Origin of the sequence: Allobosea sp. CRIB-10 (assembly GCF_900112185.1) — a bacterium.
Lineage (GTDB): Bacteria > Pseudomonadota > Alphaproteobacteria > Rhizobiales > Beijerinckiaceae > Allobosea.
On the sequence record NZ_FOKP01000024.1, the window covers coordinates 22,501 to 46,996 of the forward strand.

Annotated in this window: 23 protein-coding genes; 11 read left to right on the forward strand and 12 right to left on the reverse strand. The window is 63.6% G+C overall.

What is annotated here, in order from left to right; all coding sequences use genetic code 11:
* The first annotated feature begins 25 nt into the window (after positions 1-25).
* Both BMZ69_RS24055 and BMZ69_RS24060 read left to right on the forward strand, forming a co-directional pair.
* A complete protein-coding gene (locus BMZ69_RS24055) occupies positions 26-352 on the forward strand; it encodes a hypothetical protein (protein WP_139219160.1) in 327 nt (108 codons plus the stop codon).
* A gap of 16 nt (positions 353-368) precedes the next feature.
* The gene (locus BMZ69_RS24060) at positions 369-755 is read left to right on the forward strand and encodes a c-type cytochrome (protein ID WP_175506952.1); all 387 of its coding nucleotides are present in this window, start codon (positions 369-371) and stop codon (positions 753-755) included.
* Positions 756-778: 23 nt separating this feature from the next.
* On the opposite strand, the gene BMZ69_RS24065 is transcribed toward BMZ69_RS24060, so the two are convergent.
* A complete protein-coding gene (locus tag BMZ69_RS24065; RefSeq protein ID WP_092161658.1) occupies positions 779-2,218 on the reverse strand; it encodes a YncE family protein in 1,440 nt (479 codons plus the stop codon).
* A complete protein-coding gene (locus BMZ69_RS24070) occupies positions 2,215-2,619 on the reverse strand; it encodes a CopM family metallochaperone (protein WP_175506950.1) in 405 nt (134 codons plus the stop codon). Before BMZ69_RS24070 ends, BMZ69_RS24065 begins: the two co-directional genes overlap by 4 nt.
* A 204-nt stretch (positions 2,620-2,823) precedes the next feature.
* On the opposite strand from BMZ69_RS24070, the gene BMZ69_RS24075 reads away from it, so the two are divergent.
* The 4 genes from BMZ69_RS24075 to BMZ69_RS24090 all read left to right on the forward strand — a co-directional run bounded on the left by BMZ69_RS24075 (position 2,824) and on the right by BMZ69_RS24090 (position 8,308).
* Entirely contained in the window at positions 2,824-3,957 is a 1,134-nt protein-coding gene (locus BMZ69_RS24075) for a sulfite oxidase (protein WP_244543510.1), read from the forward strand.
* Positions 3,954-4,481, forward strand: a complete 528-nt coding sequence (locus BMZ69_RS24080) for a DUF4142 domain-containing protein (RefSeq protein WP_092161661.1) — start codon at positions 3,954-3,956, stop codon at positions 4,479-4,481. Before BMZ69_RS24075 ends, BMZ69_RS24080 begins: the two co-directional genes overlap by 4 nt.
* A gap of 167 nt (positions 4,482-4,648) precedes the next feature.
* Complete coding sequence (locus BMZ69_RS24085; protein ID WP_092161663.1) at positions 4,649-6,427, forward strand: SLC13 family permease; 1,779 nt, start codon at positions 4,649-4,651, stop codon at positions 6,425-6,427.
* Positions 6,428-6,469: 42 nt separating this feature from the next.
* Entirely contained in the window at positions 6,470-8,308 is a 1,839-nt protein-coding gene (locus BMZ69_RS24090) for a chloride channel protein (RefSeq protein WP_092161664.1), read from the forward strand.
* A gap of 229 nt (positions 8,309-8,537) precedes the next feature.
* On the opposite strand, the gene BMZ69_RS24095 is transcribed toward BMZ69_RS24090, so the two are convergent.
* The 9 genes from BMZ69_RS24095 to BMZ69_RS24135 form a co-directional block, all read right to left on the reverse strand.
* A complete protein-coding gene (locus BMZ69_RS24095; protein ID WP_092161665.1) occupies positions 8,538-9,338 on the reverse strand; it encodes a class I SAM-dependent methyltransferase in 801 nt (266 codons plus the stop codon).
* A gap of 11 nt (positions 9,339-9,349) precedes the next feature.
* Positions 9,350-10,153, reverse strand: coding sequence for an ABC transporter permease (locus tag BMZ69_RS24100; protein WP_092161666.1), 804 nt, complete (start codon positions 10,151-10,153; stop codon positions 9,350-9,352).
* Complete coding sequence (locus BMZ69_RS24105) at positions 10,150-11,106, reverse strand: ABC transporter permease (RefSeq protein WP_092161667.1); 957 nt, start codon at positions 11,104-11,106, stop codon at positions 10,150-10,152. The genes BMZ69_RS24100 and BMZ69_RS24105 overlap by 4 nt, the downstream gene beginning before the upstream one ends.
* Before the next feature lie 7 nt (positions 11,107-11,113).
* Positions 11,114-12,646: an ABC transporter substrate-binding protein gene (locus BMZ69_RS24110; RefSeq protein ID WP_092161668.1), complete on the reverse strand. Its 1,533-nt coding sequence runs from the start codon at positions 12,644-12,646 to the stop codon at positions 11,114-11,116.
* 100 nt (positions 12,647-12,746) lie between these two features.
* The gene (gene nikR, locus BMZ69_RS24115; protein ID WP_092161765.1) at positions 12,747-13,196 is read right to left on the reverse strand and encodes a nickel-responsive transcriptional regulator NikR; all 450 of its coding nucleotides are present in this window, start codon (positions 13,194-13,196) and stop codon (positions 12,747-12,749) included.
* 252 nt (positions 13,197-13,448) lie between these two features.
* Complete coding sequence (locus BMZ69_RS24120) at positions 13,449-14,948, reverse strand: DUF3987 domain-containing protein (RefSeq protein ID WP_092161669.1); 1,500 nt, start codon at positions 14,946-14,948, stop codon at positions 13,449-13,451.
* Between the two features lie 107 nt (positions 14,949-15,055).
* Complete coding sequence (locus BMZ69_RS24125) at positions 15,056-15,817, reverse strand: hypothetical protein (RefSeq protein WP_092161670.1); 762 nt, start codon at positions 15,815-15,817, stop codon at positions 15,056-15,058.
* Between the two features lie 558 nt (positions 15,818-16,375).
* Positions 16,376-18,421 (reverse strand): hypothetical protein, encoded by a 2,046-nt coding sequence (locus BMZ69_RS24130; protein WP_092161672.1) that lies wholly within the window; start codon positions 18,419-18,421, stop codon positions 16,376-16,378.
* Positions 18,418-18,777, reverse strand: coding sequence for a plasmid mobilization protein (locus BMZ69_RS24135; protein ID WP_092161674.1), 360 nt, complete (start codon positions 18,775-18,777; stop codon positions 18,418-18,420). Before BMZ69_RS24135 ends, BMZ69_RS24130 begins: the two co-directional genes overlap by 4 nt.
* Before the next feature lie 4 nt (positions 18,778-18,781).
* Here BMZ69_RS24135 and BMZ69_RS31300 point away from each other — a divergent pair, with 4 nt between their 5' ends.
* Genes BMZ69_RS31300 through BMZ69_RS24150 form a run of 4 tightly spaced genes read left to right on the forward strand, consistent with a single transcriptional unit; the run spans position 18,782 to position 21,716 of the window.
* The gene (locus BMZ69_RS31300) at positions 18,782-19,150 is read left to right on the forward strand and encodes a hypothetical protein (protein ID WP_139219162.1); all 369 of its coding nucleotides are present in this window, start codon (positions 18,782-18,784) and stop codon (positions 19,148-19,150) included.
* Positions 19,147-19,962: a hypothetical protein gene (locus BMZ69_RS24140; protein ID WP_092161675.1), complete on the forward strand. Its 816-nt coding sequence runs from the start codon at positions 19,147-19,149 to the stop codon at positions 19,960-19,962. Before BMZ69_RS31300 ends, BMZ69_RS24140 begins: the two co-directional genes overlap by 4 nt.
* Positions 19,963-19,996: 34 nt before the next feature.
* Complete coding sequence (locus tag BMZ69_RS24145) at positions 19,997-20,854, forward strand: P-loop NTPase family protein (protein WP_139219164.1); 858 nt, start codon at positions 19,997-19,999, stop codon at positions 20,852-20,854.
* A gap of 1 nt (position 20,855) precedes the next feature.
* On the forward strand, positions 20,856-21,716 hold the full coding sequence (locus BMZ69_RS24150) for a hypothetical protein (protein ID WP_092161677.1): 861 nt from the start codon (positions 20,856-20,858) through the stop codon (positions 21,714-21,716).
* Positions 21,717-21,757: 41 nt separating this feature from the next.
* Here the strand turns inward: BMZ69_RS24150 and BMZ69_RS24155 are convergent, their stop codons facing one another.
* Positions 21,758-23,839: an ATP-dependent helicase gene (locus tag BMZ69_RS24155; RefSeq protein ID WP_092161678.1), complete on the reverse strand. Its 2,082-nt coding sequence runs from the start codon at positions 23,837-23,839 to the stop codon at positions 21,758-21,760.
* Between the two features lie 315 nt (positions 23,840-24,154).
* Here BMZ69_RS24155 and BMZ69_RS24160 point away from each other — a divergent pair, with 315 nt between their 5' ends.
* On the forward strand, positions 24,155-24,448 hold the full coding sequence (locus tag BMZ69_RS24160) for an ArsR/SmtB family transcription factor (protein ID WP_092161679.1): 294 nt from the start codon (positions 24,155-24,157) through the stop codon (positions 24,446-24,448).
* The last annotated feature ends 48 nt before the right edge of the window (positions 24,449-24,496 follow it).

Consider the following 24,496-nt stretch of genomic DNA (forward strand, 5'->3'; position numbering starts at 1 on the left):
GGCAGCTTTCCAAGCACTGAAGGCGGTGGCGTTCGCCGCCGCACTTCTCACCGTCCCGGTCAGCGCCTTTGCGCAGGCCGAGGACACGCCGGAATCCATTCCGGATCTTCCCGGACGCGACGAGACCTTCGGCTACTGTGTCGGCTGCCATTCGATGAAGGTCGTCGGCCGCCAGGGCATGAACCGCGCCCGCTGGGACGAAACCCTGACCTGGATGACCGACAAACACGCCATGCCAGCGCCCGACGACGAGATGCGCAAGGTGCTGCTCGATTATCTCGAAAAGGCGTTTCCGCCCGAAGCGCCGAAGCAGGGCGGCGGATGGGTCAGCCCATTCGCGCCGCAGAAGTGAGGAAAGCCCTGTGATGATGAAGATGATGCTGGCTCTCGTTGCCCTCGGCCTTCTTGCGCAGGCTCCGGCCAGGGCGCAGGACGCCGCCGCCGGCGAGAAGACCTACGCCCAGTGCCGGGCATGCCACCAGATCGGCGAGACTGCGAAAAACACGGTCGGTCCGGTGATGAACGGTGTCATCGGGCGCAAGGCGGCGGAGCGCGAAGGCTACGGCTACAGCAACGCCATGAAGGCGTCCGGCCTGACCTGGGACGAGGCCACCTTCGCCGAATACATCAAGGACCCGAAGACGAAGGTGCCGGGCACCAAGATGATCTATGCCGGGCTGAAGGACGACAAGCGCATCGCCGACCTTGTCGCCTATCTCAAGCAGTTCGATGCTGACGGGAAGAAGGCGCCCTGAGGCGCCTTCTTCGATAAAAGGTCCTATGGCATCTGCATCTGCATCTGCAGCGGCTGCCCCGGCGTATCGGCCGTGCCGGGCACGATGACGAGGTATTTGCGTATGTCGGGCGCTGCCTCCTGCACGACCTGCCGGATCGGGCCGATCGCGTTGACGATCGCGGCGCCCGCCGGGTTGGTCATGAAGCTCGCGACGGGCTGCAGCGGACCCGCGCCCTTCGCGTCGTTCGCCAGCGCGAGCACATAGGGCTTCTTGGGTTCGAGGCCGGTCACGGCCGCCTGCAGCATCTGCACCAGGCCCTGGTTGAACAGCGTCACCTGCGTCGCAGCCTTGCCGTCCGCGCCACCCAGCGACAGCTGGGCGGAGTTGGCCGCCGCAGCCAGCGGCTGAAGATTGGCCATGCCGTCGCCCTTCGTCACCGCGTTGGGAACATAGGCGACGCCCTGTGGCGCCTGTCCGAGCTGGATCGTTGCGATCACGCTGTTGCTGGCCGTGTCGATCACGGCCGCCGCATCGGCATTCTCCAGCCCGACATAGACACGCGTGCCGTCGCCGGACGGCCAGAGACCGTGCGGCAGGGCGCCGACCGGAATGCTGGCGACCTGCTCGAAGCCGTCGGTGCGGAAGACCTTGATCAGGTTCAGCCCGCCGACCGTGACATAGGCGAACTGCTCCTTGCCCTTGCGGACGATGTTGACATGGTTCGTGATCGGGCCGGTGTCGAGCACCTTGAGCGACTGGAAGGGCGGCTTGGCATTGAACACCATCGTCTTGCCCACGTCCTTCAGCGTCAGCCAGACCTGAGCGCCGTCAGGGGTAGCCGCGATATCGGGGCAGAACGGACTCTCCTGCTTCATGCTGCCGACGACCTTCTTGGTGGCCGTGTCGATGACCACTGTCTCGGGGCTGAAGCTGGAGCAGACATAGCCGTAGCGGCCATCGGGCGAGAAGATCGTCATGCCCGGGCCGTTGGGCACCTTGATCCGCGTCGTCGGCGCGAAGCTCGTGCCGTCGAGAACCTGGATGTAATCCTCGCCGCGCACTGCGACCCAGACCTCCTTGCCGTCGGGGCGAAAGAACGCCTCATGTGGTGAGCGCCCGACATAGGCCGTGTGTTTCACGGCGTTGGTCTGCGTATCGATGAAGCTCACGGAATTGGAGCCGATCGAGACCACCGCTAGCGTCTTGTGGTCGGGCGAGAAGCCCATGCCGTGAACCAGCACCTGGCCGCGATAGAGCGGGCTAAGGTTCGCCGGCGTCGGCTCTCCAAGTTTGATCACCCCGAGCAGCTTGTTCTGCGAGGGGTCGATCACCGAGACCGTGTTGGAGAACTGGTCGGAGGTATAGAAGCGGTCGCTCTTGGTGATTGCAATATCGGGAGCCTCGGCGCGACCGGGCGCCTGGCCGGCGAAGGCTGGGAGAGCGGTCGAAAGCAGCAGCAGGGCTGCCAGGCGCGTGATCATGGTTTCATGTCCTTGTGGTCGTGATGGCCGTGCGCGGGCGCCGAGATGCCTGCGGCTTGGCCCCGAGCGGCAGGTTTCTCGTCGAGGATGCGCTGCATCACTGCGATCTCTTGGCGCTGCTCGACGATGATGCCCTGGGCGAGACGGCGTAGGCGCTCGTCGCGTCCGAAGCGCAGCTGGATCTCGGCCATCTCGACCGCACCCTGGTGATGCGGGATCATCATCGCGGCGAAGTCGCGGTCTGGGTCGCCGGTCGGTTTTGCCGCCGCCATGCCCTCATGCATGCGTGCCATCGATCGATCCATCGCCTCGCCGAAGGCTTTCATGTCGGTTACGGCGATGCCCGCGGCGTTGATCGTGGATGGTTTTGGAGTTTCGGTCGCGTGGGCCGCTGCGCCCATCGCGAGCAGGCCGAATACGGCCAGTTGAAGCGTTCGCATCGTTCCTCCATTGCGACGTCATATGGAGGGAAACGCACGGGCGTCGTCGTTCATTCCCTAAGATCTGCCGATGGCGGGACACGACCGCGTGAACGCGCAGATGGGTGCGGCTAGACCGGAACCATGCGGTCGACGGCGTGTTGCTCGGGATTGGAGGAGTGTCCCATGCAGCACCGTCGACAATTTCTCCAGCACAGCGCGGCTTTTCTCGCGTTCTCGGGGCTTCCCGTCCCAGCATTGTCAGAAGAACTGTCGATGATCGTTCATCGAAAGACACCGCTGAACGCAGAGCCGCGCCCTCCGCGACTGGCGTCGTTCATCACCCCGCAGAAAGATTTTTACGTCCGCAACCACGGTAACGTGCCGAAACTCGCGGCCGAGACCTATAGGGTCAAGGTCGGGGCCATGGAGTTCAGCATCGCGGATCTGCAGAAGATGCCTCAGCGCAAGGTCACCGCCGTGATGCAATGCGCCGGCAACCGCCGCGCCGACATGGGCGAATACAAGCACGTTTCCGGCGATGCCTGGCGCGTCGGCGCGATCGGAAACGCGGAATGGACCGGCGTCTCGCTGTCGGAGGTACTCAAGACGGCGGCGATGGGCGGCAAGGCGCATGTCGCCTTCGCCTGCCACGACGACTGCGAGGAGGATCGGGAGAAGTTCAAATACGGCGTCTCAATACCGATGCCAAAGGCGATGGCCGAGGACACGATCCTGGCCTGGGCTATGAACGGGGAACCGCTGACTGCCGAGCACGGCTTCCCGCTCCGGCTCGTCGTGCCGGGCTATGCCGGCGTCCGCTGTCCCAAATGGATCGCCTCGATCGACGAGCAGGAGCAACCGTCCGACAACCATATCCAGCAGAAGGCCTACAAGCTCTTCGGTCCCGATGTGATCAAGGAGAAGGCGGATTTCAGCAAGGCGCCGGTCGTCAACGAGATGCCGCTGAACTCTGTCATTCTGGAGCCGATCGAGGGCGCCGCCGTCAGGATCGGCAAGACGACAGTCTCGGGCTTCGCCATCTGCACGATGAGCGCTGTCTCGAAAATCGAAGCCTCGGGCGATGGTGGCAAAACCTGGACGCCGGCCCAAATCAAGCGCGAGGGCGATAGCCGTTGGTCTTGGGTGCATTGGAGCGCGGAGCTGGACCTCAAGCGCGGCGACCATCAGCTCGTCGTCCGCGCGTTCGATGCACACGGCAAGAGCCAGCCCGAGTCGGCCGCACCGATCTACAACTTCCCCGGTTACCTCATGACCGCTTGGCACCGCGTGGCTGTCCACGCAAAGGATGCAGCATGAAACTCGCACTTGCGCTTGCCGTCCTCATGAGTGTCGCTTTGCCCGCCTACGCGCAATCCCTAGGTGAGAAGACCGGCGTCAACGCCATTGTCGGCAGGAGTCCTTCGACGATGGACTTCGTGACCGAGCTCGCCTTGAGCGACATGTTCGAAACGAAATCGAGCGAGCTGGCTGCGGTCCGCGGCGATCAGAAGGCGCGCGACTTCGCGGCGACGATGATCGAGGACCACCAGAAGTCCTCGTCCGAGTTGTCGCTCATCGTGAAGCCCCACATCGACAAGACGCCGCTGCCCTCGAAACTCGACAAGGGCCATCAGGCCAGGATCGATAAGCTGAAGAAGCTGGACGGTGCCGAATTCACCAAGGCCTATTTCAAAGAGCAGGTTGCGGCGCACGAGGCTGCAGTGTCACTCCTTGAGCGCTACAGAAAGTCCGGCAGCGACGCCGATCTGAAGGCGTTCGCGGAGAAGCTGCTGCCTGGCATTCGGCACCATCTCGAGATGGCGAAGTCCAGCGTCAGCTAGCCCGTTCCCGTTGTTGGGATCACCATCGCCTAAGGTAAGTAAGCGATATCGCTCCAGTTGTTGCTTGAAAAAAGCAGCGGGCGTGAAGCTCAATATTCGTGCGGCCAATTGAACGTTATCGCGGACCTGGCGTTGAGGGACGCCAACCCTCGCACCCCCCGGTAATCGTGACCTATCCGCAGATCGCTTCCGTGTCCCTGGTCACGCTCATGATGGGTGCCTTTCTGTGGGGACGCATCCGCTACGACATCGTCGCCCTGACGGGCCTTCTGGCAGGGCTCGCGCTCGGCATCATCCCGAAAGCCGATGCCTTCAAGGGCTTCTCCGACGACATCGTCATCATCGTCGGCAGTGCGCTCGTCGTCAGCCTCGCGGTCGCACGCTCCCGCATGATCGAGAGCCTGATCGGCAGGCTGTCGCCTTATCTCAGATCAACGCAGCTCCAGGTCGCCTTTTCGGTCGCGTCCGTCGCGATCATGTCCGCCGTCATCAAGAACATCGGCGCGCTCGCCATGATGCTGCCGATCGCCTACCAGTTCGCGCGCAAGCAGGGGATTTCGCCTTCCGTCTTCCTGATGCCGATGGCGTTCGCTTCGCTGCTGGGCGGTATCGTCACGCTCGTCGGGACATCGCCCAACATCATCGTCTCGCGGGTCCGGACCGAACTCGGCGGCCAGCCCTTCGCCATGTTCGACTTCACGCCGGTCGGGATCGTGGTGGCGGTCGCGGGATGCGTGTTCCTGAGCTTCGCCTATCGCCTGCTGCCTCGCGACCGGCGCGGTTCCGTCAGCATGTCGCAGGCGCTCGACATCAAGGATTACGTCACCGAGGCGAAGGTCGAGGAGACCTCCGAACTCTCGGGCGCGACCGTCGCGGACCTGCTCGCGCTCGGCGATGGCGAGGTCGACATCATCGCGGTCCTGCGGCAGCGGCGGGAACTGCCGGCGCCTCTGTCTGACGCGACGCTTCGGCCCGGCGACATTCTGCTGTTGCGCGGCGAGACCCAGGCGCTCGACCATGTCGTCGATCAGGGCGGCCTCAAGCTCGTCGGCAGGGACCGCCCCACGGAAGCGCCCGGGACGCTCGAGCCGGCGCTCGCCAGCGAGGCGATCATCGGGCCGGGTTCGGCCCTAGTCGGCCAGACGGCCCGCGATTTCGGGCTGCATTCGCGCTACGGCGTCAACCTGCTGGCCGTCAGCCGGTCCCGCGAGCGCCTGACCGACCGTATCAAGGACATCCGGCTCAGGGCGGGCGACATTCTCGTCATGCAAGGCGACCAAGACCAGCTTCCCGAGCGCTTCGCCGACCTCGGCCTCCTGCCGCTGGCGGACAGGGCGGTTGCGCTGGGAGGGCGGCGCCGCGTCCTGATCACGGCGGCGATCGTGCTGGCGGCGGTCGTCGCGCTCGGCTTTGGCCTTGCGACCGTGCCGGTCGTGTTCTTCGCTGCGGCGGTCTTCCTGATCGCGTTCAAGGCCATTCCCCTGCGCGATGCCTACAGCACGATCGATGCGCCGATCCTGCTGATGCTGGCCGCTTTGATTCCGATCAGCGACAGTCTCCGCACGACCGGAACCACAGATCTGATGGCATCCTGGCTCGCCCAGTTCGGCAGCGGCTTGCCCGGTTGGGCCGCGCTGGCGCTGATCGTCGCAGCCGCGATGGCGCTGACGCCGTTTCTCAACAACGCGGCGACCGTGCTCGTCATGGCACCGATCGCGGCCGGCTTCGCGACCAAGCTCGGATATCGGCCCGAGGCCTTCCTGATAGCCTGCGCGATCGGCGCCGCCAGCGACTTCCTCACGCCGATCGGGCATCAGTGCAACACGCTGGTCATGGGCCCCGGCGGCTATCGCTTCAGCGACTATCCGCGTCTGGGCGCGCCGCTGACCCTGCTCGTGCTTGTCATCTCCGTGCCGATGCTCATGCTGGTCTGGCCGCTGAGGTGAGCCTCTTCTCCGCGGCATCGACCCGGCCGGCTGGCTTTTCCGATGACCGTTGAACCGACGATCCGCCTCGAAACCGATCACGGCCCTGAAGATCGGCGCCGCGCCGGCGGACGCTCGAAATGGGTGCGCCTGCGCCGGCAGGGTCGCGCCGGATATCTCCGCTTCAGGCGCCGTCTGCCCCGCCTGATCCGATCCGACGAGATCTGGCTCGTCGTACTGGCCGGCATCGTCGGGATCGGCGCAGGCCTGATCGTTGCCGCGATGATCGGCGTGTCGCGGATCCTGCACCTGCTGCTGTTTGCCACCTATAGCGGGGATGTCAGCGGCGCGGCCTATATCGATCCCGTCAGGATCGTCTGCGTGCCGATCGTCGGGGGCATGCTCATGGGTCTGGCGGGTTTGATCCTGTCCCGCAGGCGCCGCACGGCGATCGTCGACCCTGTTGAGGCGAATGCCTTGCATGGCGGCCGGCTTTCGATCAAGGACAGCCTCGTCCTGATCGGCCAGACGCTGATTTCCAACGGCTTCGGCGCCTCCGTCGGGCTGGAGGCGGGCTATACGCAAGGCGGGGCGGCCCTCGCGTCGGGGCTGGCGCGCATCCTGCAGATCCGCCGCGCCGACATGCGCACGCTCGTGGGGTGCGGCGCAGCCGGCGCGATCGCGGCCGCCTTCAACGCGCCGCTGACCGGCGCCTTCTACGCCTTCGAACTAATCATCGCCTCCTACACCATCGGCGCGCTGGCCCCGGTGGTCGTCGCCTCCATCGCGGCTGTGACGGTGACGCACCTTCTGACGACCCCGCTTTCGTTCGACATCGGCTTCGCGGGCGCCTTCAGCGCCAGCGACTATGTGCTGGTCGTCGTGATCGGCATCGCCGCTGCCGTCCTCGGTATCCTGATCATGGGCGGCGTCGCCTTCGTCGAGAGCTTGTTTCGCGCCAGCCGCATACCGCACTGGCTGCGCCCCGCGATCGGCGGCGCCATGGTGGGCGGCATGGGCTTGATCACGCCGACGGTGCTGTCATCGGGGCACTCGGCGCTCCATGTCGGGCTCGACGCGACCTTTCCGCCGCTGATCCTGCTGATGATGATCTGCCTCAAGTCGCTTGCCTCTGCGGTGTCGATCGGCTCTGGCTTTCGCGGCGGGCTGTTCTTCGCGTCGCTTTTCCTTGGCGCGATGCTCGGCAAGCTGGTGGCCTGGGTCTGGGTCGTCGCCTTCGGCCTTCAGACGCCCCCGCTCATCATCGCCGTCATCGGCATGAGCGCGCTGGCAACCGCCGTCCTGGGTGGTCCGCTCACCATGTCGTTCCTGGCGCTCGAGACCACGGGCAGCCTGCCATTGACGATCGCGGTGCTGACGGCCTCGGTCGTCTCCTCGATCACCGTGCGCAGGCTTTTCGGCTATTCCTTCACGACCTGGCGCTTCCACCTCCGTGGCGAGGCCATCCGCAGTGCGGCCGATATCGGCTGGATCCGGGAGCTCAGCGTCGGTCGCATGATGCGGCGAGACGTCCGAACCGTGCCCAGCGACCTCGCACTGTCCGAGTTCAGGCGGAAGTTCCCGCTGGGCAGCAGCCAGCGTGTGGTTCTTATCGACGAGGCCGGCCGCTATGCCGGCATCGTCCTCGTTGCCCATGCCCACGGACCCGAGATCGATGTCGAGACGGTCGCCGAACTGGCCTTGAACCCGAAGGACGTCCTGCTGCCGCAGATGAACATCCGCCAGGCCGCAAGCCTGTTCGAGGCCTCGAAGAGCGAGGAGCTCGCCGTCGTCGACGATCGCGCGACACTGAAGGTTCTCGGACTTCTGACCGAGCAGTACGCGCTTCGTCGCTACAATGCGGAACTCAATAGCCGCAGTCGCGACACGGCAACGGTCTGACGTCGGCTGATCTGAACCCGATGACGCCGGTGCGGTCTGATCGAAATTGCCGAAGTATCCGCGAGCGCCAGCAACGTTGAACTTGTTTGGCCCTGACGATCAGGGATTTGGCCTCATCACAGATCACGAGCTACAGCGCGCTTGTGGGCGTTGATTGCTATCAGTTAATGTCTGCATGATGGCGGCGGACCAACGTCGGTTTCTGGCGCGTCTGACCAGTTCCTCCACGTCAGCCCGGCTTCCGCGCTGCGACGATGAAGGCCTTGTCCATCGACGCGATGAGGCGCAGGCGTTCGGCCCAACTCGCCGTTTCGAATTGCAGCTTTTTGATGCCAGAAAGCGAGGTGCTGCGGATCTCCCCGTATCCGCCCCGTTCCAGCATGGTCGACAGCTTGGAAACCGTCAGCCCGTCCCGGAAATGCACCTGTGCAATGATCCGCTGATGCGCCGCGCTGTCCCATGCCATGGCGCTGCCGGTCACGCTATCGAGCCAGCCGGCGATCTTGCTGAGCGCCTTGGCCTTCACCGACGGGGTGACCCAGTCGCCATCGACGATGATGAGAGTGCCACCCGGCTTCAGTGTGCGGAGCCAGTCGGCCAATGCCCGCTGCGGATCGACCAGCGTCCAGACCAGATGCCGGCAGATGGCGAGGTCGTAGTGCCCGTCGGGCATCATCGTGTTCTCGGCATCGCCGAGGTGGAAGCGCACCAGAGCGCCAGCATGCTTGACCCTGGCGCGGGCCAGCATCGGCTCGCTGAAGTCGACCGCGTCGACCTCGAGCCCGAGCGCCAGCAGCACGCGCGTGACTTCCCCAGTCCCAGAGGCAAGCTCCAGAGCGCGAGCGCCCGGGCGGGGCTGCCAATAGCTTGAGATCAATTCGACCCAGCCGGCGAACTCGCGGTCACCGCGGATCTTGTGGCCGCAGGCGAGGTCGAAGGTCTCGGAGCGCTTCGACCAGTAGGCTCGAATGTCCTCCTTGAGATCGTAATTGCTGCTGGCCTTTGCGGCGGCGGGAGCGGTCGTATGCATTCCAATGACCCTCAGGAGGCGAGCAGGCCGGCGAGCGCGCCGTCACGACGACGCGACAGTGACCGGGCTATGGCGAGAGCCAGGGCCGTCAGCGCGAACAGGGACAGGCCCGGCACGATGGCGAGCCAGGGCGCGCGGGAGAAGTAGGGCCGAGCTTCCGCGATCATCGCACCCCACTCCGGCGTCGGAGGTTGGATGCCGACGCCGAGAAAGCCGAGGGCGGCGATGTTCAGGATCGTGTGGCCAAACTGGAGCGCGATTAGCCCGGCCAGCATCGGCAGGATCTGCGGCACGACATGGCGAGTGAGCACATAGGCCGAGGAACCGCCGGCGACCCGGGCGGCCGTCACGAACTCGCGCTCGCGCAGCGAGAAGGCGGCGGCGCGGGCGATCCGGGCGTATTTGACCCAGCCGGTGAGGCCCAGCGCCAGGATCAGCGGCAGCGCGCCGCCGCCGAGATGCACGGCGAGGATCAACGCGATGATGATCTGCGGCAGCGCGGTCAGCACATCCATTGCGAAGGTCAGCGCGCGGTCGACGCGGCCGGCGAACTCGGCCGCGACAACGCCGACGGCAAGCCCGATCGCGAAGGACATGGCGACGATCGCCGAGGACAGGCCGATATCGATGAGGAAGCCATGGGCGATGCGGGCGAGCACGTCGCGGCCGAGCTGGTCGGTGCCGAGCGGGAAGGCAAGGCTCGGGCGTTTAAGGCTGTTGCGCAGCGAGGCGTCGATCGGATCGAGCGTCAGCCCGTAGGCAAGCGGCAGCGCAGTCAGGAGGATCGGCCAGGGTGGGGGGCGCAAGCTGTTCACGAGCCCGTCCTCGCCAGCCTGATGCGGGGATCGATCCGCGCCACGACCAGATCGGCGATGAGGTTCGCCAGCGCGACGGTCAGCGCGATCACGGCGATGGCGCCGAGGAAGGCCGGGCCGTCATGGCCGTCGAGCGCATCGGTGAGGTAGGCGCCGAGCCCGGGGATCGAGAACAGGCGCTCGACCACGACCACGCCGCCGATCAGGAAGGCGAACTGCAGCGCGAGATAGGGCACGAGCGGCACGAGCGCGTTGGGCAAAGCGTGGGTCGTGAAGATCGCGCTTTCGCTCAGCCCCTTGGCGCGGGCGGTGTCGATATGCGGAGCGGCATAGGCCTCGTCGAGGGCGCCATCGAGCAGAATCGCATTGAAGCCGAACTGGCCGAGCGCCAGCACTGCGACCGGCAGCACCAGATGCGCCCAGCTTTCGAATCCCGAGACCGGCAACCAGTCGAGCCGTACCGCGAAGAGGATGATCAGGAGGACGCCGAGATAGAAGGACGGCAGCGCGATCGCGCCGATGGCGATGGCTTCGACGGCCGCGCCCGTCTTTCGGCCCTGCGCACGGCGCTTCAGCGCAACCAGGGCCAGTGTCAGCGCGAGACTTGTGAAGGTCGCCAGCGCGGCGAGCAGGGCCGTCGCCGAAAGCCGCCAGCCGAGCTCGGTCAACACCGGACGTCCGCTGCGGATCGAATTGCCGAGATCGCCCCTCAGCGCCGCCAGCAGCCAGCGGCCATATTGCACCAGGATGGGCGCATCGAGGCCGAAGCGCTCGGCGATGCGAGCGACATCGGCGCCGGAAACCGCTGCCGTCTGATCCTGAATGAAGATGCGGGTCAGGATGACCTGTGCCGGCTCGCCGGGAACGAGGCGCAGCAGCACATAGGTCAGGAACGTCGCGGCCAATACCGTCGCGCCGGCGAGCACGATCCGCCTGATGAGGTAGGCCGCCATCGGAGCGTCAGGGCGCCAGCTTCATCTTCGGATCGAGCATGTAGTCATGCGCGATCGGGTTGAAGGCATAGTTCGTGACGCCGGGCTTCATCACGACGTTCACGCCGTAATGGGCGATGGTCAGGCAAGGCTCTTCTTCGGCGGCGATGCGCTGGACGAGGTTGTAGGCGGCGGTGCGCTCGCCCTCGTCGCGGGTGGTGGTCGCCGTCGCCAGTGCATCGTCGACCTTGGGGTTGGCATAGCCCCACGTGTTGGTCGCGCCCTTGGAGTGATAGGTCTGGCGCAGGTAGAAATCGGGGTGCGGATACATCGCCGAGGCCATGGCCGCGAGACGGGCGTCGCCCGGCTTCATCTCCTTGGCGATGGCGGAGAAGGTCGTCACCTTGATCTCGACCGCGACGCCGAGCTTGCGCAACTGGCTCTGGATCGCGCCGGCGATCGGCACCAGGCCGGGGCGCTGCGGGTACGTGTAGAGGGTGAAGGCGAGCGGCTTGCCGTCCTTCGTCATGGCACCGCCCGAGCCCGCAACATAGCCGGCCTCGGCCAGCAGCTTCTTCGCGGCCGCGAGGTCGGACTTGGGCACGGTGATCGACTTGTCGGCGAAGGCCATCGTGTCGGGGAAAGCCGTAATGCCGGCGCGGCCCATGCCGAACAGCACGTATTGCGCGATCTCCTCGCGGTCGATCGTGAGCGAGAGCGCCTTGCGCACGCGGACATCGGCGAAGGGCGTGTCCTTAAGGCTGCCGAAGTTCAGCACATAGTTGCGCGCCGTGACGTTGCGCGAGACCGCGAAGCCCTTGGCGGCGAGCGTGTCGAGATCGCCATAGGGCACCTCGGAGGTGAAATCGACACTGCCCTTCTGCATCTCCAGTGCCCGTGTCGTCGGGTCTGGGATGCCGCGGAAGGTGACGGCCGGGATCGAGGGCTTCTCGCCCCAGTAGCCGTCGAAGCGTTCGACGGTGAAGCTCTGAGCCGCCGGCTGCCAAGCGGAGACCTTAAAGGGGCCGGTTCCGATCGGCCGCTCGATCGTGCCATCCGGCATCTTTGGCGAGGCCGGAGAGACAATCGCGGCGCTTGCGTAGACCAGAGCGGCGGGCAGCGCCGGGAAGGGCTCGGAGGTCGTGATGGCGACCGTCGCCGGATCCCGTGCGGCCAGATCAGAAATCTTGGTGTAGCTCCTGACCGTGCCGCTGCGCTCGAGCGCGGCCTTGAGGCTGGCGACCACAGCCTCTGCCGTCAGCGGCGAGCCATCATGGAAGTTCACGCCCGGCCGCAGCCTGAAGACCCATACCGTGTCGCTCTCGCGGCTCCAGGAGGTAGCGAGACCCGGCGCGAGGGTGAAATCCGGATTGCCGGTCACCAGCGTCTCGGTGACCATCGCCTTCTCCTTCATCAGGGTGCCGTCCTGAGTCGGATCGAGCGTCGGGATCTCCCAGATCTCGGCGACGCGCAGCGGCTTCTCCTGCGCGAGGGCGGCAGAGGCGGTGACGAGGGCAGCGGCGAGGACGAGCCCGAGCGGGCGGAAGGACAAGCGCTGCATCGCCGGGAGCCTCGGTATGACGTTTCTATGCAAAACTCATACGATGGCCGTGCCGGGCTGTATCGCTCAAATGTTGGGCAGGCGGCTGAGTTGCCGCCGGTCAGTGCTCGTGATCGTGCCGGTGGCCGTGGGCGTGCGAGTTCTCGGTCGCGTCCGGCTCCGGCAGCAGGTGCAGATGCCCATGCCTGACGCCGCGCTGACTGATGACGCCGTCAGCGAAGGCGCGGACATTGCCGCTCGGCCCACGCAGCACCGAGACCTCGAGGCATTCGTGCCGGTCGAGATGGACATGTAGCGTCGCTACCGAGAGGTCATGATGGTCGTGCTGCTGGTTGGTCAGGCGCCGCGCCAGATCCCTGGTCTCGTGATCGTAGACATAGGAGAGTGTCGCGACGCAGGGAGCTTCTGGAGAGGCTGCCATCTCGGCCTGGGCTGCCTCGCGGACCATGTCGCGGATCGCCTCGGAGCGGCTACCATAGCCTTTCGCTGCGCTCAGCCGATCGACAAAGGCGAGGAGATCGGCGTCAATGGTGATCGTGATGCGTTCCATGCAGCCTTCGTCGGCCATCGTCGAGGCTCGGTCAATTGCTGCCCGTCATCAACGATCGAATGTCCGCTTGTTGGTAGGGGCGAAAGGTCAGCTAATGGCGCATCTTGCCAGTAAGCATGAGGTGCTTCTGACGCATCTGTCGTGCGCTTGGCTATACCCCAAGGATACGCTTTGACCGCTGTGGCGACGAGTGGTCGCGTCGGCGCTAGGTTGCCGGTTGCCGGCAAACAGAGCAAAGACCTGGCCTGCCCTTCAGGAGTATGTGCCAAACTGTGTGATGCGCTGTATCGAAGCTCGACCTTCTGCTTGCTTGGCAATGAGTGAACTATAGATCTTATCGGCCATTTCAAACACGGCTGGATTGACGTCGTAAGATTTGGCGTGAATTTTTGTAGGCCTAATCCAATTAGCTGCCTGTAGGCCTCGGATAGCGCTTTCAGAATTCTTCACCCTCTTCAATTCGGAAGCTGAGAAGCGCTTTAATCTCCGCGACACGATTTCAAGAGCTCCAGATTTCGTATCCGAGTTACTACTGAATCCAAAATATTCTGAATAAAATAGATACATCTGCGGTAAAAAATATTCAAGCACAATACGACGGGAAATCGTAAGAGTATCAGTTCCGATTTCTCGGATCAGACCATCTCTTACTCTCGGAACGCCCCAATCAGCAGCAATAAAATGCAATATGAGGGCGATCCGCGCAATCAGCTTATCAAGTTTCTTGATATGAGCTCCGAGTGCGGATTCGATGACCTCGGCCTTTGCCAACTCTTCGATCTCGGCCCGGCACGCATCAAAGGCGACCTGCGCCTCATCGGAGAAGCGCAGGATCGTCTCCCAAGAAGCCCATGCATGCCCGGAGATGCTGCAGGTCCGGCACAGTATTGCATCGACTGCCATCGCGTCTTCTACGTAGATCTCGTAGGCGGCCGTGCCAAAGAAGGGGGAGTAGCCGGGCTGCGGGTGATGCACGCCGATTTCGATCGGGATGAACCTTTGCCAGTAACCGTCATGGATCGGCTGGGCCACGGCTTGCCTGACGACGTCCGGATGGCTTGAGACGAGCATCGACATGCAGGCGCCGCGAACCCGCGTGGAGCTTACGCTTCTACGGTCAGCCTTTTGTGGCTCGCCGTTGTAGGCCTTGTTGTAGATCGCGCGATGTTCGAGACGTAGATCCGTGAAGGTTGCAGCCTCTTCCGAAGACAGCATCAAGCGATCGGGGTTGTCGCGAAGGAGGTCTCGAAGTGCGGGTGCAGTAACGTCATCGACGATAAGGCAACGACTTGGAGGAGGCGTACCCCTGCTGGCCTTTGGCTTAGCTTGTGCAAATGCCTCCCTGGCCGCAGCCGAGCTTTTGAGCAGGGCATCGTCGAAGCGCTCGAGCGGGGCGGTCGCCAGCTTGTGGTAGAGGCTTTTCTTCGAAGACGGCGGCCCGATCAAGAAGGTCCAGATACATGGCGGCTCAAACCAATCCGAGTGGAGTTCCGGGGCTACCTGTAGCCTAACGTTGTTCGGAATAACTGCGCTCAGGGCCGTCAAAGTGGCGGCGAACAATCCACCGGGACTAAGCCCTCGCGCCCGAGCGAGAGTGACCATCTCGCTGAGCAGCGGGACATGTTCGTAATCGGCCGTGTCCTTGAAGAGGTCGAATTGACCAAGGGCGGTTATGCAGTTCGGCTGGAACCGAGACAGGAGGTCATGCGGCTCGCCCCACTCTGCACCATGATGAAAACCGCCAGACACCACGCTTGCACCCTGATTCCGGTCCCAAGCAATTTATGCCCGAAATTATTCAGCGTCAAATTGCAATCCGTCGCGCGCGCGAGGGATTTTTGTCGAGCAACTGACACGGGCTATCCGTACGCGGCGACGATGCCGATCTCCAAGACGATGACGTCAGACTGCCCGAACGCCTTGAGCACATCGCGGAACTCGCCAGGATTTGCCTCGACTGGAATCGCGAAGGCAGGCCTGATGGCGAGCGCCTTGAGAGCCAGCGCCCTTCCCAGATCCAATTCTCGCCTCTCCAGATAGGCGCGCATGGTCAAGCCGGGCTCAACGATGATGAGGGCCCACCGCTTGGATTTGCCTCGCCCCTTCACGATGCCGTCGATCGCGGATAGATGCGCCAGCGCCTCGATGTCATCAGCCGGTGTCAGCTCATACCCGACAGTGGTCTCGAGTTTTTTCCATGCGGCCTTACGGAAGGCGGCCAGATCAAGCCTGGAACTGTCGATTTTGAAGGCAGCGGGCGCGGCCTTCTCTCCGGCGGCTACAGTGTCCAAGCGTTTCAACGTAAAGTCACCGGCCACGAAGCGCTCGGCGCCAGCTATAGCCGCTGCGGGATCTCGCGCGTGCCAGCGGTCGATGATCTCGGCAGCCTTGAAGGTTCTGCAACGCAGCGCCTCAGCGAGCTTTGGGTGTTTGGGGCTGATTTCCACGGTGAATGTCAGCGCGCGCACCATTCGTCGTATGTGATTTGGTGAGAGGTCATACTCCCTGCCGATCTCAATGTAGGCGTTTTGTTTTTCGCCATGCGCCACGAAGTTGACGTGCTGCGCCGCCTCCGCGGCAATGTCGACCCACCGCTCGGTGCGATCCCGTTCGTGGCTCATTGCAGACCCTCCTGGGGGAACTCAGACTCCAAATATATGCCCGTTAATCATAGGTGATAATTCGGGTTGAATTGAAGCTCAGAGTTATGCATATATCACGGGCTTTCGACGCAATCGACCTCGCCGACATGGAGCAGGAAGAGCCCTAGCAAGCTCGACCTGGGTGCCGCCCGCACTCCATGCAAGACGATGTCGAGGTGTTGCTCTGGCTGCCAGGGCGAAGGGCATTATCGCATCGAACGTTGAGAGCGGTTCGATGGAAGCCTCGTGGGGTCGCTGCGGCCCTGTCACACGGGGTGATGCAAACGCAGCCGCGCCGCTGTGCGTGCCGGGCCCATCCCGGAGATCAAATAGCGCGACGTCGGGATGCAGTGGTCCTGTCGCGGCTGAAGTGGGTCAGTAAGCCGATCCACGTCAGCGGACTCGCAGGCGAACGTTTTCAAGCCGGCAATCGCCGGCAGGAGAGGTTTGCCGAGTCCGATGTGTTTGTTGCGACGACCAGAGACTGTAGAACGAGGAGGATCGGGGGCTCAGAAGCCCTTGTTCGCTTCGGCTGCGTCAGTCGCCGAACCCCTTTCCGCGATGGATACTTGGGTGTCCGCGCGTCGGGACCCGAGCTGGACTCCTGGAGGATGCGAGACGTGTCGGTGCGGCGACGGCTGGTGCCGGGCCGATCGGCATGCTTACGGCGCTGCTGCGCGGTGCCTCCTGGCTTATCGGGGAAGCCTGACGACCTGTGTTGAGACCAGCAGCAGCCTGGAGCGTAGCACCTTCAGCCCCGCTGCTGGCACGCCGCTCAGCGCTGATCTCCACGCCCCTTGTCGGTTTGGCTGCTCGCCTGGTGGGCCCGACGTCGGAATCGCGATCATCGATGAAGCACGCTGGCATGGACATCGAGATATCTCTGATCCAGGCGTAGACCGGATCGAGCGAATCTGCGGCGGCCGTCTGAAAGCGGTCACGCAGCACCTGGGCGACTGCACGCCGATCGGGATTGGACCGCATCGGCCTGCACCCGAGAACCTTGCCGACGGCAGCCGCATCGGCCTTCCGGCCGAGCGCCTCCAGCATATCCGCTTTGGATTTTCGCAGCGCGGTCCGCAGAGCGCGTTTCAACTCTCTGTCATAGTAGTTGAGGCCCTGGAGCCGCTGGCGAATGAGCAGCTCGAGATAGGCGCCAGCAAGGAGATTGTCGCCCCGGCCGTCCAGCGCGATTGTCTGCTTTGCCTGCACAGCCTTCGTCTCAATGCGGTGCTGCATGAGCACGCCGCGATCGCGCTGGTATCGGGCAAGGCGATCGCGCCTTTCGATAAATGCGACGGCACGAGCCCGCTCGTAGGTCGGGATCGCCGCGATGGCGATGCCGCCTGCGATCATGGCAGCTCCCAGCCCACCTCCCGCCAGCACGGCGCCTGCGGCCGCAGCGATAACGGCAAGCCTGCGCAGGCGACGATCCGAGAAAATACCAGCGTGACGGAAGGCGCGCTTGACCCGGTGTTGCTCGACAATTTTGGCGCGCCCCTGCTCGCTACGGCGTTCTGCCGCGATTGTGCGATAGTCCTGCCGTCGTTCAGCCTCCCAGTTCAGTCGCCTGGTGGCGGCGGCGCCGAACGCGCGAGCCGCTGCCCGGCTGTCGCCATCGCCAAGTGCCTCACGGCCGAGCAGGATGAGTTGATCATCTGTCTTTTTGCGATCGGCTTCGAGCATCGCGGCATCTCGCCGTTCCTGCTTGCCGACATGTCCGGGCAGGTCACCGAAGAGATCGTCGCAGTCGTCCTTTTTAAGGCGCAGGGCATCTCCACCTGCCTTAGACGCTTCATTGAGGGCACGTCGCAGCGGGATGGGAACTTCGCTAGCGAGATGCACGGCGAGGATGACTTTCTCACCCCTTCGAATCTCGAATCCGCGATCGCGAGCCTTGTCGACGAATGCAGCGGCCTCGCCGCCGGCCGCTCGCCAGCAGTCGAGGAGCTGGGGGGCCGTCGACTTCGGATCGAAACCAGCACGCTGCAGGCTTCGCCGGGCCCCCGTGGTCATGCGCTCGCCGCCATGGGCGGCCGGGTACTGCGACAGCTGATCGGCGATGGCCGTCCGTCCCTCCTTGCGGAGGATCGCGACGACCTCACGGTGACGGACACCAGGGGTGATCGGCTCGCCGAGGGCAACCTCCGCCAGGCGCGAGATGAGTTCGTCGGCGAGCGGCGCCTCGTGACTGCGCACGGCCCTGCCGGTGTCCACGTCGACCAGCGGCCAGACAACATGAAAATGGTCGGGTCGGTCGGTGCCGTCAGCATGTGGCTTCGAATGCTGGGCGACGATGCGCGGCGCGTCAGGGCGGATACCGAGGCGCTCACATGCCAGGTCGAGGATCAGCCGCTCACTCCCGGCATGCTCATTGGCAGGCGACCACTTGCCGTGGATTACACGCCGCACTGCCCGCGGATTGGTTGCCGCAAACCCGCCCAAGAACGGCACGGCGAACGCAAGATCGAGGGGCACCCCTTGCGACAGGTCCTCTCGGATCAGCACGCGCGTGTTGGTGTCTGTGCGGGCAAGGTGCTTCGCAAGACTATCACCACGCGTGAAGTCGGTTTTGAAGATCATCCCGGCACCCTCAGGGCGATCCTGATCGCCTCGAGCACCTGCCGATATTCCGTTTCGATCGCGGTAAGCGAGGCCTGTGCGGCGGGCGTTGCCCCGCCAATGTTCATGGCTCGCGCTACCTGGTTTATCAGCGAGCCCTGCCGACCGAGCTCGGCCATCAGCTGCCGCATCTGCACCGCTTCGAATCCCGGCGCCGCGGGCTCCAATCGCCTTACGGGCTCGCCAAGAAGCGCCTGGATCGCATGCCGCAGGAGTTCGCCCCGCGTGACGCCGAGCACAGACGCGCGCTGCGTCAGCGCCTCGGACGTCAGGGGGGAAACCTTCGTCGCGACGGTTTCCGAAAGTTCTTTGGTCATCGTGATGGGCTCCAAAGCCGCCCGAAGCGGCAATAGCGGGCGCCTTCAGGCAACCGCAAGGATGGGTCGACGGGAAGAACTCTTCCCTCGCCAGGATCAAGTTGGACGCGACAGCGGTAAACTTGGGGAGACTGGCCCCATCACGCTTACCTATAAAATTCATGCTGAATCTATGCTGAAAATGATCAGCACAACGTCAGATCATCATAGCTGCGACCTTCAAGGCAAGCTTGAGCCTGACAATCACAATCACTTTCAGCATCACGTTCAGTTTCTGGATCACGACGCCATTCACGCACTCGCTGAGATTCAGCAGCAGCTCTGCGCGCCTCGCCGAAAGCCCAACCTCGCGATCATCGGAGCAATGTCATGAGCCGCAAGGTCAAGACGTACGCGGAACGCAGCGCCGAAAGGCCCACCGAACGGCAGGAGCCGTGGGAGCGCTCGATGAGAAGCCTCATCAAAGAGAACTTTGAGGCGATCAAGCGCGACATCCCGAAGATCGGCACCGTCGGCGTCATTAAGGACCTTGAAGCGGAGCGTCAGGATTATTTCGACGCCTTCCTCGACGAGCGCGAACGTCAGGCGAAAGCCCGGCTGGAGAGGAAGCCCCTCGATGCTGAAGCAAACCGCCAGCTCGAGTGGGTTGAGAACGCGCGCCGCGAGCCACCCTTCCAGCCCTTCAAGATGGGCTCGTTCAGCCAGGCGTTGAGTCTCGAAAGCAAGGAGCGACGCGCCGCGGGCACCATTAACTCGCAGCGCCCTGAAGCTGGCAAGCGGGAGAAGCAGTTTTCGCCCACTGAGGCGCTCAAGAGCGCCGCAGCCAACGAAGCTCGTTCTCCCCCCACGTCCACTTCTGAGGCCAGGGAGCGGGTCTCGAATACGCCCAGCTTGAACGCTGAAGTTGGCCAGCCGCCGGCTGCACTCGCCGAGCCAAGGCAAGGCAAGTCTCGCGTCGACGTTGCCGTGAGTGCTGCTGAGAAGGCTTACGCCGACACCACATCCCAAGCGCCTAACGAACAGTTCCCGTCGCAGAGTGCGGTGGAGCCTGAACACAAGCCCGCACCGGAGCAGACGATGTCGGTTGTCGGCAGGGTTCAGCCTGTGAATCGCCGTGGCAAAGCGCCCACCCCGACTTCCGAAGATTCGGATGAAGACGAAGCGATGACTTGGCGCGTCCGCTGAAACTCCCATCAACCAAGAGCACTAGGAGTATATCATGTCCACTAAGACCACCCTTCACAATGCTTCTTCCCGCGCGTTTGCTGCCACGTCTTCTGAAGTCAACAGACTGGAGGCAGGATTTAACATCGACCTCAAGCTCTTCGTTATCGTGATGGACAACAAGGGCGGGGTTGGAAAAAGCAAGATGGCAGAGATCTGCTACTATGCACTCGCCAACCCGGCAGGTGGAACGAGGAAGGTCTACGTCGGCGAGACCGACAACGCGAACAAGACGATGAACATGACGGTAGGAGCGGAATTCATCGATCTTGATGCTGTCGAGTGGCAGGGACATCTCGAGGATATCGGCCACCGCATGGCAGAAGGCGAATTCGATCATGCCGTGCTGGATCTCGGCGCGCGGTCTGAGGGGGTCGTGAAAAAGTTCCTTCCGGAGTTCGCCGACCTTCTCAAGCCACTCGGGGTCCGGCTCGTTATCGTCAGGCCGATTACCCTGAGTACCTTCGTCCAGAATAATGCGAGCCGGTTTTGCTCCAAGACGAAGACCGACGAGATGGGTGTCGTCATGGTCCGCAATCTCTCCCAGGGCCGCGAAGAGAAGTACTTCGCCGACTGGATGAAGTCCGATACGCGGACTGCGATGATCGCGCGAGGCGCGATCGAGATCGATATGGAGGACGCCGGCCCACGCTGGTCCGACGAAGCGATCGGGTTCAGGCTTTCGTTCTCCGATATCGCGTTCTCTCGGTTCGACAAGATCAAGGACGACGAGCTCCGTGGCTTGGCAATCCAGATCTTCACGGGGCCCGTCCAGCGGTTTCTGACCCGATGGCTCAAAAGGCAGGCCGAAGTGTTCGCTACCGCGCTCTTCAAGGCAGCGGAGCGTCCGTGACATGGGGTCGCTCGATGAGAGGCTCCGGGAACTGGACCGACAGATTCCGTGGTACCGTCGGATCAACAAGCCGAGCGACGCGGATCGGAGCGCCGCCTCGCTGATGCTCGTCAACGCTTGGGCGGCTGGCCTGCCCAAGATACTCATAGGCATGGTCGCGACCATCGTCCTGAGCGTCGCTTTGCTGTGGCTCGGGGGGTGGAGGGTCGTCAGATTGTCCGACGCGCGGCTGGTCAGCGCGGTCCGGACACATGTTCCCAACGCGGATTCAATCACGGAGAATGCCGCTGTAGAGCGCGCGACAGCTTTGGAAAAAGAGCTCTCGCTCCTGTCCGAACTGATCGCCGATCCCGTTCCGGTGGAGACGTTTTCCTGGATCGGTCGGCTGAGCTTTGCGACGCCCCCACTCGTTCGGGGCGATCGCATTGCCGCCCTCAAGGACTTAGTCCGCCTGCTTGGCGATGCGTCACCGAACGATCGTATTGCTCGCCTGGATTGGCTCGTAACGCTTGCCCTGTCTGCGCAGGATCCCAGGACGGGATTGGGTCACGCCCTGAATGCCCTTTCGCAGCTACCACAGGCCGTGCGCATTGAAATCATGGCCGACCGCGCCGCAAAATTCTCGGCAGTCGTCAGGGCGCTGGGCGAACGTCCTGCATCCGAAGCTAACCTGCGGAGCCTCGATGAAGAGCTCGCGAACAAGCAAGCAGGGCTCGACGCAGAGATCGCAAAACGCCGTTCCAGCATCGAGGCGGTGCGCTTACGGAATAGCCAAGTTTCGGGCATCGGCACGACCTGCGCTGCGCCCTGGCGTCAGTTTGATCTTTGCGCCAGAAAAGTGCTCGGTGAAGGCGGTCGATGACGCGACCAGCTGCCTCAGCGCGACGCTGCGCATTGGAAGACTTAGCGCCACATACTTCGCATCTGTGCGCGGACGTCGATCCTCGGGCCGTTGCTCGGCATGCGGGCTGGCTCGCCTGCAGCCAGAGGCCAAGCGCAGCGCTCGAAACGTAGCAGCAGATCGTTCGGGATGAAGCGCGTCCTGTTGGCATAGACATGCCGGTCGCCGTTGGAAGACTGGCCATGGGTGAAGAAGCGCTGCGGCACGACGAGATGAAGGTCGTCCTTCGCGCGGGTCATCGCGACATAGAGCAGGCGGCGCTCCTCCTCGATCTCCTCGCTGGTGCCGACGCCGAGATCGGACGGGATGCAGCCGTCGACGACGTTCATCACGAAGACGGATGTCCACTCCTGGCCCTTGGCGGAATGGATCGTCGAGAGGATCAGATAATCCTCGTCGAGTAGCGGCACGCCTGCCTGATCGCTCGTCGCATGGGGTGGGTCCAGCGTCAGTTCGGTCAAGAACCGCTCGCGCGACGGATAGCCGCCGGCGATCTGCTCGAGCTGGACGAGGTCGGCCTGCCGGGTCGATGCGTCCTCGTGGATGCGCTCGAGATGGGGCTCGTACCACGCGCGCGCGCGCTCGATTTCGGCAGGCCAGCCCGCTCGACCCGAGCGCAGTTCCTCGATAGCGCGAAGGAACTCTGCCCAGTCGTCGCCGGCCCTGCGCGGCGACGGTGCCGAGGCCAGCGCCTCCATCGGATCGGCAGCCGCTGCGATATGGTCCAACACGCGCTGAGCGAAGGTTGGCCCCACGCCGGGCAGCAACTGCATCACCCTGAAGCCGGCCACCTTGTCGCGCGGGTTCTCGACGAAGCGCAGCAGCGCCAGCAGGTCCTTGACATGGGCGGCGTCCAAAAACTTCAGACCGCCGAATTTGACGAAGGGGATGTTGCGCCGGGTGAGTTCGATCTCCAGCGGACCGCTGTGGTGCGAGGCCCGAAACAGCACCGCCTGCTGCTTCAGGGGCGAGCCGGCCTCGCGGTTCTCCAGCACGCGGCTCGCGATGAAGCGGGCTTGGTCGGCTTCGTCGCGCACATTGACGAGTTGCGGCGGCGCGCCTGTGGCGCGATCGGTCCAGAGGTTCTTGGTGAAGCGCTCGCTTGCGAGGTCGATCACGCCATTGGCGGCACTGAGGATGGCCTGCGTCGAGCGGTAGTTCTGATCCAGCGTGATGATCTCGGCCGGCGGCGAGAAGGCAGTTGGGAAGTCGAGGATGTTGCGGATCGTCGCGGCCCTGAAGGAATAGATCGACTGCGCGTCGTCGCCGACGACGGTGAGGCCGCGCCCGTCTGGCTTCAGCGCCAGAAGGATCGAGGATTGCAGCCGGTTCGTGTCCTGGTACTCGTCGACCATGACGTGGTCGAAGCGTGCGCCGATCTCGGCGGCGAGATCAGGATCGGCCATGGTCTGCGCCCAGTAGAGCAGCAGGTCGTCATAATCGAGCACGTTCTGGCGCTGCTTGGCTTCGACATAGGCGGCGAACAATTCGCGCAGTTCCGCGGCCCAGGCGACGCACCAGGAGAAGGAGCGGGTCAGCACCGCCTCGATCGGCGCTTCCGCATTGACGCAGCGCGAGTAGATCGCGAGGCAGGTACCTTTGGCCGGAAACCGGGTTTCAGTCTTAGAGAACCCCAGCTCGTGCCGCACCAGGTTCATCAGATCGGCCGCATCCTCGCGGTCATGGATCGTGAAGGCGGGATCGAGCCCGATCTGGTCGGCATAGTCGCGCAGCAGCCGCGCGCCGAGCCCGTGGAAGGTGCCGGCCCATTTCAAGGCGTCGGTCATGACGCTCGCACCATCTCCCATGACTTTGCGGGCGATCCGTTCGACGCGGCGGGTCATCTCGGCGGCGGCGCGACGCGAGAAGGTCATGAGCAGGATGCGGCGCGGATCGGCGCCCGTGACTATCAGATGAGCGACGCGATGGGCGAGCGTGTTCGTCTTGCCCGAGCCCGCGCCTGCGATGACCAGCAGAGGCGCGGCGCGGTCGCTGCCGACGCCATGCGTGACGGCGCGGCGTTGTGCCAGGTTGAGGGTGTCGAGATAGGGCGTGGCAAGAGGCGGCGAATCGATGGCGAGCATGAGCCGGACTCGACCAGTTTCCGGTTTTGTTCGCAATATCAGATGAGACCACAAGGCGGCTGGTCCAATCGCGATCACGCAAAGCGGAACGGACCCTGCCCGCCATCGTTTTGCTCCCCGACCGGGAGATTGTCATGCGTAACGATCCCAAAGACAGGCTTATCCGCGCGCTGGCGGCGCAGCTCGGCGCCGAGCGCGAGACCAGGGCGGCCATCGCGTCGGGCAGAGCATTTTAAGCGGTGACCAACACAAGTTATTTTCACAAAACTAGAAATATGGATTGACGTTGGGATTCCTCGCAACGAATATGATGCGATGGATACACGCAATGCAGCCGTGAAGCTCGAAGCTCTGGGTAACCCGACCCGGCTCGCACTCTATCGCGCGTTGGTCAAAGCCGGGCACGGCGGCCTATCGGTCGGCGAGTGCCAGCAACGCCTTCAGATCGCCAGTTCGACTCTTTCCTTTCACCTCAAGGCGCTCATCCACGCAGGCCTTGTGGCGCAGGAGCGGCAAAGCCGCACACTGATCTGCCGAGCGAACTACGACGTCATGAACGCCCTGGTCGGCTTCCTCGTCGATGAGTGCTGTGTCGAGGAGCAATGCTAAGTCCAGGCGACGGACGCCGCATGATTTTGTCCGTTATTTCGATAATTC

What these genes read in the sequence shown, in the direction of transcription:
- BMZ69_RS24105 (WP_092161667.1), bottom strand. Translation starts at nt 11,106, where the DNA reads ATGGCGGCCTACCTCATCAGGCGGATCGTGCTCGCCGGCGCGACGGTA.
- BMZ69_RS24145 (WP_139219164.1), top strand. Translation starts at nt 19,997, where the DNA reads ATGTCCACTAAGACCACCCTTCACAATGCTTCTTCCCGCGCGTTTGCT.
- BMZ69_RS24130 (WP_092161672.1), bottom strand. Translation starts at nt 18,421, where the DNA reads ATGATCTTCAAAACCGACTTCACGCGTGGTGATAGTCTTGCGAAGCAC.
- BMZ69_RS24140 (WP_092161675.1), top strand. Translation starts at nt 19,147, where the DNA reads ATGAGCCGCAAGGTCAAGACGTACGCGGAACGCAGCGCCGAAAGGCCC.
- BMZ69_RS24095 (WP_092161665.1), bottom strand. Translation starts at nt 9,338, where the DNA reads ATGCATACGACCGCTCCCGCCGCCGCAAAGGCCAGCAGCAATTACGAT.
- nikR (WP_092161765.1), bottom strand. Translation starts at nt 13,196, where the DNA reads ATGGAACGCATCACGATCACCATTGACGCCGATCTCCTCGCCTTTGTC.
- BMZ69_RS24110 (WP_092161668.1), bottom strand. Translation starts at nt 12,646, where the DNA reads ATGCAGCGCTTGTCCTTCCGCCCGCTCGGGCTCGTCCTCGCCGCTGCC.
- BMZ69_RS24135 (WP_092161674.1), bottom strand. Translation starts at nt 18,777, where the DNA reads ATGACCAAAGAACTTTCGGAAACCGTCGCGACGAAGGTTTCCCCCCTG.
- BMZ69_RS24125 (WP_092161670.1), bottom strand. Translation starts at nt 15,817, where the DNA reads ATGAGCCACGAACGGGATCGCACCGAGCGGTGGGTCGACATTGCCGCG.
- BMZ69_RS24090 (WP_092161664.1), top strand. Translation starts at nt 6,470, where the DNA reads ATGACCGTTGAACCGACGATCCGCCTCGAAACCGATCACGGCCCTGAA.
- BMZ69_RS24070 (WP_175506950.1), bottom strand. Translation starts at nt 2,619, where the DNA reads ATGGGCGCAGCGGCCCACGCGACCGAAACTCCAAAACCATCCACGATC.
- BMZ69_RS24060 (WP_175506952.1), top strand. Translation starts at nt 369, where the DNA reads ATGAAGATGATGCTGGCTCTCGTTGCCCTCGGCCTTCTTGCGCAGGCT.
- BMZ69_RS24150 (WP_092161677.1), top strand. Translation starts at nt 20,856, where the DNA reads ATGGGGTCGCTCGATGAGAGGCTCCGGGAACTGGACCGACAGATTCCG.
- BMZ69_RS24155 (WP_092161678.1), bottom strand. Translation starts at nt 23,839, where the DNA reads ATGCTCGCCATCGATTCGCCGCCTCTTGCCACGCCCTATCTCGACACC.
- BMZ69_RS24080 (WP_092161661.1), top strand. Translation starts at nt 3,954, where the DNA reads ATGAAACTCGCACTTGCGCTTGCCGTCCTCATGAGTGTCGCTTTGCCC.
- BMZ69_RS24075 (WP_244543510.1), top strand. Translation starts at nt 2,824, where the DNA reads ATGCAGCACCGTCGACAATTTCTCCAGCACAGCGCGGCTTTTCTCGCG.
- BMZ69_RS24160 (WP_092161679.1), top strand. Translation starts at nt 24,155, where the DNA reads ATGGATACACGCAATGCAGCCGTGAAGCTCGAAGCTCTGGGTAACCCG.
- BMZ69_RS24065 (WP_092161658.1), bottom strand. Translation starts at nt 2,218, where the DNA reads ATGATCACGCGCCTGGCAGCCCTGCTGCTGCTTTCGACCGCTCTCCCA.
- BMZ69_RS31300 (WP_139219162.1), top strand. Translation starts at nt 18,782, where the DNA reads ATGGGCTCCAAAGCCGCCCGAAGCGGCAATAGCGGGCGCCTTCAGGCA.